The 5,431-nt window shown below is 63.8% G+C and carries 6 protein-coding genes; all 6 read left to right on the forward strand.

Features of this window, described 5'->3' with window-relative positions; genetic code table 11:
- A partial coding sequence (locus PMI29_RS12050) for a CoA transferase subunit A (RefSeq protein ID WP_007999458.1) occupies positions 1-797 on the forward strand: 797 nt, incomplete at its 5' end.
- Positions 798-809: 12 nt separating this feature from the next.
- Entirely contained in the window at positions 810-1,598 is a 789-nt protein-coding gene (locus PMI29_RS12045; protein ID WP_007999460.1) for an acyl CoA--acetate/3-ketoacid CoA transferase subunit beta, read from the forward strand.
- Between the two features lie 25 nt (positions 1,599-1,623).
- Positions 1,624-2,496 carry an enoyl-CoA hydratase gene (locus PMI29_RS12040; protein WP_007999461.1) on the forward strand — a complete coding sequence of 291 codons (873 nt, stop codon included), beginning with the start codon at positions 1,624-1,626 and terminating at the stop codon, positions 2,494-2,496.
- A 2-nt stretch (positions 2,497-2,498) separates the two neighbouring features.
- Positions 2,499-3,566, forward strand: a complete 1,068-nt coding sequence (locus PMI29_RS12035) for an NAD(P)H-dependent flavin oxidoreductase (RefSeq protein WP_007999462.1) — start codon at positions 2,499-2,501, stop codon at positions 3,564-3,566.
- Positions 3,567-3,596: 30 nt separating this feature from the next.
- Complete coding sequence (locus PMI29_RS12030) at positions 3,597-4,352, forward strand: enoyl-CoA hydratase family protein (RefSeq protein WP_007999464.1); 756 nt, start codon at positions 3,597-3,599, stop codon at positions 4,350-4,352.
- A 10-nt stretch (positions 4,353-4,362) separates the two neighbouring features.
- Positions 4,363-5,431, forward strand: a 1,069-nt coding sequence (locus tag PMI29_RS12025) for an acyl-CoA dehydrogenase family protein (RefSeq protein ID WP_007999466.1), incomplete at its 3' end; no start/stop codon positions are given.

Here is a 5,431-nt window from a genome sequence, read left to right on the forward strand (position 1 = left end):
AAAAGCCGATGGCGCTGGTGCGGGAGATTCTGCGCTCGGACCTCAAGGACCTGACCGTGGTGGCCTATGGCGGAGCCGATGTCGGCATGCTTTGCGCGGCCGGCAAGATCAAGAAACTGGTGTTCGCCTTCGTTTCCCTGGATTTCATTCCGCTGGAGCCGTACTTCCGCAAGGCGCGCCAGGAAGCGGCGCTGGAAGTGATGGAGATCGACGAGGGCATGCTGTTGCTCGGTCTGCGGGCGGCGGCGATGAATGTGCCGTTCATTCCGACGGCGGTGGGCCTGGGCACCGATGTGCTGCGCTACAACCGCCAGATCAAGTTGATCGCCTCGCCGTACGCCGATGGCAAGGACTGGGTGGCGATGCCGGCGCTCAAGCTCGACGCAGCACTGGTGCACGTCGACCGTGCCGACAAACGCGGCGTGTGCCAGATCAGCGGCCCCGATCACTACATGGACGACCTGTTCGTGCGGGCCGCGACCCACAGCTACGTGACCTGCGATGAACTGGTCGACAGCGACTACTTCCATCAGGACTGCGCCCACGCCCATCAAGTGTTCTGGGAGCGCAACCTGACCACCGCCGTGGCCCACGTGCCGGGTGGGGCGCACCCGTCGTCCTGCGCGCCGCTGTACGGTTTCGACGTCGCGCACTTCAAGGCCTACAACGCCACCGTGCAGGCGGCCGATGGCTGGGAAGGGTACGTGCGCGACTACGTCGACTGCACCCACGAACAGTATCTGGACAAGGTTGGCGGCCTGGCTGCGATCCGTGAACTGCCGTTGCCGATTTTCTAAGGGAGCCTTGCGATGAGCACTACTACTTACAGCCTCGCCGAGTTGATGATCTGCGCGGCCTCCGAAGCCTGGCGCGAAGACGGCGAAGTGTTGGCCACCGGCATCGGCGTGATCCCGCGTCTGGCCGCTTCGCTGGCCATGCTGACCAGCAACCCGCAACTGCTGATGACCGACTCCGAAGCCTACATGGTCGCAGAGCCGGTGCCGCTGGGCACACGCAACGGCTACGAGCCCAAGCGTGACAGCTGGATGGGGTTCTCGCGGATTTTCGACAACGTCTGGGGCGGCAAGCGCCATGCTCTGGTCGGCCCGACCCAGATCGACCGCTATGGCCAGGCGAACATTTCCTGCATCGGCGACTACGCCAAACCCAAGGCGCAGATGCTCGGCGTGCGTGGTTTTCCCGGCAACTCGATCAGCCACGCCAACTCGTTTTGCGTGCCGAGCCATAACCGTCGAGTGTTCGTCGAAGGCGAGGTCGATATGGTCGCCTCGGTCGGCTACAACCCGGCCCGCCTGGCGCGCGGCTGGTCGTTGGATGACATCGACATTCGCCTGGTCATCACCGATCTGTGCGTGCTGGATTTCCAGGGACCGCAGCGGCAGATGCGCATTCGTTCGCTGCACCCCGGCGTGACGGCAGCGCAGGTCCGGGACAACACCGGGTTTGAGCTGCACGTGCCGGACGATTGCCCGACCACCGTGGCACCGACGGTCGAGCAATTGCAGCTGATCCAGCGTCTGGACCCGCACAACCTGCGCGCCCTGCAGCTCAAAGACAACCCGCCAGGCCAGCGCTGAGCGCCCGCATTTTCGGAGACAAGTGATGGCTGAACATAACGACAAGAACGAGGCCGAAGTGGTCCTGTACGAAGTGCGCGACGCGGTGGCAATCGTCACCATGAACCGCCCCGAGTACCACAACGCGCAGAACTCGCAGATGACTTATGCGCTGGACGCGGCGTTTCGCCGGGCCTGCGATGACGATGAAGTGAAGGTCATCGTGTTGCGCGGCGCCGGCAAGCATTTCTCCGCCGGGCATGACATCGGCACGCCGGGGCGGGACGTCGACAAGACGTTCGATCGGGCGAGCCTTTGGTACGACCACACCAACAAACCGGGTGGCGAGTTTCTCTATGCCCGCGAGCAGGAGGTCTATCTGGGCATGTGCCGCCGCTGGCGCGAAATGCCCAAGCCGACCATCGCCATGGTCCAGGGCGCGTGCATTGCCGGTGGGCTGATGCTGGCCTGGGTCTGCGACCTGATCGTGGCCAGCGAGGATGCTTATTTCGCCGATCCGGTGGTGCGCATGGGCATTCCCGGGGTCGAGTATTTCGCCCACGTGCATGAATTGAACCCGCGTATCGCCAAGGAATTCCTGTTTCTCGGCGAGCGCATGCCGGCACCGCGTGCCTATCAGATGGGCATGCTCAATCGGGTGGTGACGCGCGACGAGCTGGAACAACAGACTCTCGACATCGCCGGGCGCATCGCCCAGATGCCGCGCCTGGGCCTGCAACTGAGCAAGCAAGCGGTGAACAACGCCGAAGACCTGATGGGCAAGCGCGCGACCATGGACATGGTGTTCGGCCTGCATCACTTCGCCCATGCCCACAATGAACTGGTGTCCGGCGACCGCCTCGGCGGCTACGACGCCAAGGCCATGGCCAGTTCGCAACGCAAAGCGGGCGGGGCGTGAGCATGGCGATTTCGTTGAATACCCGGTTGACCGAACTGCTCGGTTGCCGCTACCCGATCATCCAGACCGCCATGGGCTGGGTCGCCGACCCGAAACTGGTGGCGGCCACGGGCAATGCCGGCGGCTTCGGTTTTCTCGCCGGGGCGACCATCGAACCGCAGCTCATGGAAGCGGCGATTATCGAAACCCGACGCCTGACCGATCAGCCGTTCGGGGTGAATTTCCACATGTACCAGGCCAATGCCGGCGACATCGTCGAACTGGTGTTGCGCCACAAAGTCCGCGCGGTCAGCTACAGCCGTTCGCCGGGTAAGCAAATGATCAGCCGCCTGAAAGATGCCGGCGTGGTGTGCATTCCCACGGTCGGCGCGCTCAAGCATGCGCAGAAAGCCGTGGAAATGGGCGCCGATGCGGTGACCGTACAGGGCGGCGAGGGCGGTGGGCACACCGGTTCCGTGCCTACTTCGATGCTGCTCGATCAAGTGGTCAATGCCGTGTCGGTGCCCGTGGTGGCGGCCGGCGGTTTCAAGGACGGCAAGGGACTGGTTTCGGCCCTGGCCTACGGTGCCGAAGGTATCGCCATGGGCACGCGTTTTCTGATGTGCGCCGACAGCCCGGTGCCGCAGGCGACCCTGGCCCGTTACCTGGCCGTGAAAGACCCGGCGGCGATCATCATCAGCCGTGCCATCGACGGCATGCCACAACGGATGATCCGCAACGAATTGCTCAACCAGCTGGAAAACAGCGGTGGCCTCAAGCGCCTGTTGTTGGCGTTGCAGAGTGGTTTGGCCTACCGCCGTCACACGGGCATGAGCCTGATCCAGCTGCTGACCAGCGCGCTGAAGATGCGCGGTGCCGGAGAGCTGACCGCCGCGCAAAGCATCATGGCCGCCAACGCGCCGATGGTGATCCAGAAAGCCATGGTCGACGGGCAACCGGCCGCGGGCGTGTTGCCTGCCGGACAGATCGCCGCATCCATCGACAGCTTGCCCAGCTGCGCCCAATTGATTGAACAGATCGTCCGCGACGCCGAAGCACGCCTGGGCGAACTGTGCCGCCGTGTGTCGTGAAGGGGCCATGTATTGTGAAGGAAGGAAACCATGAAACCATTTAGCGTCAGCATCGATAACGGCATTGCCGAACTGGTATTCAACCGGCCACCGGTCAACGCCTTCAACTGCCAGGGCTGGGCCGATATCGCCAGCGAGATCGAGGGCCTTGGCCGCAACAGCGACGTGCGGGTGATCGTGATTCGCGCCGAAGGTCGCGGCTTCTGCGCCGGGGTCGATATCAAGGAACTGGCCGCCGACGGCAACCTGATCGTCGCGGTGAACAAGGGCAACTACGACAGCTTCAAGGCGATTCACCGCAACCCGAAACCGGTGATCGTCGCGGTGCACGGCTTCGTGCTGGGCGGCGGCATCGGCATCTGCGGCGCCGCCGACATCATTGTCGCGTCCGAGTGCGCCACCTTCGGCGTGCCGGAAGTGGATCGCGGGGCCATGGGTGGCGGCGCGCATTTGCAGCGGTTGTTCCCGGTGCAGAAAGTCCGCCACATGTACTTCACCGGCGAGCCGATCGACGCCGCCGAGGCTTACCGTCTGGGCGCTGTGGAACGGGTGGTCAAGCGTGAAGATTTGCGCGAAGCCGCGTTGCAGATCGCCCGTACCATCGCCGCCAAGAGCCCGGGCATGATCAGCCTGGCCAAGGAAGCGCTGACCGGCATCGAAGACGGCAATCTGGAAGACAAATACCGCTGGGAGCAGGGCTTCACCCTCGAAGCCTACCGCTCACTGGACTCTCAGGAAGCACGCGACTCGTTCGTCGAGAAACGCGATGCCCGATTCAACGGCTGAAGGCATATCCATGGACCTGACCTATACCCCGGCCCAGCAGGCCTTTCGCTTTGATGCGCGAACCTGGCTGGCGGCCAATGTACCGAGTGAACCGCTGCAATTGTTCGACACCGAACAGGGCTTTGCCGAGCACCGCGCCTGGGAAGCCAAACTCAACGAAGGTCGTTGGGGCATGGTCACCTGGCCGACCGAACTCGGCGGGCGCGGCTGCGACCTGATCGAGTGGCTGATTTTCGAAGAGGAATACTACCGTTCCGGGGCGCCGGCACGGGTCAACCAGAACGGCATTTTCTTGCTTGGCCCGACCCTGATGGAATACGGCAGCGAAGAGCAAAAGGCACGGTTTCTGCCACGCATGGCCACCGGCGAAGACATCTGGGCCCAGGCCTGGTCTGAGCCGGGCGCCGGTTCCGACATGGCGGCGATCCGCTCCAAGGCTGAACGGGTGGGCGACCACTATGTGATCAATGGCCAGAAAACCTGGTCGACCCGCGCGGTGTGGGCCGACTGGGCGTTCGGTATTTTCCGTACCGATCCACAGTCCCAGCGCCATCACGGCCTGACCTTCATCCTGCTGCCGCTGAATACGCCGGGGATCACCGTGCGGCCGATTCCGCAGCTCAATGGCTTGCCGGGCTTCGCCGAGATCTTCTTCGACGACGTCAAGGTGCCGGTGGAGAACGCCCTCGGTGGCGAGGGCATGGGCTGGCACGTGGCGATGTCCACCGCCGGGTTCGAGCGCGGTTTGCTGCTGCGTTCACCGGCACGCTTCCAGGAAACCGCCAAGCGTCTGGTGCAGTTGTACCTGGCCAACCGCGAACTTGCCGATCGCGACCCGGCCATCGGTGAAGCCGTGATGCGCGCCTGGCTCGATGCCGAGGCCTACACCCTGAGCACCTACATGACCGCCTCGAAACTGGTGCAGGGCGGCAAGATCGGGCCGGAGTCGTCGACCAACAAGATCTTCTGGTCGGAGCTCGACCAGCGCATGCACGACACCGCCATGAGCATTCTCGGTTTGCGTGGCGAACTGCTGCCCCAAGCCCCGGCCGCCGGTGACGTCGGCCATTGGCTGGGAG

Origin of the sequence: Pseudomonas sp. GM49, from assembly GCF_000282355.1 — a bacterium.
Lineage (GTDB): Bacteria > Pseudomonadota > Gammaproteobacteria > Pseudomonadales > Pseudomonadaceae > Aquipseudomonas.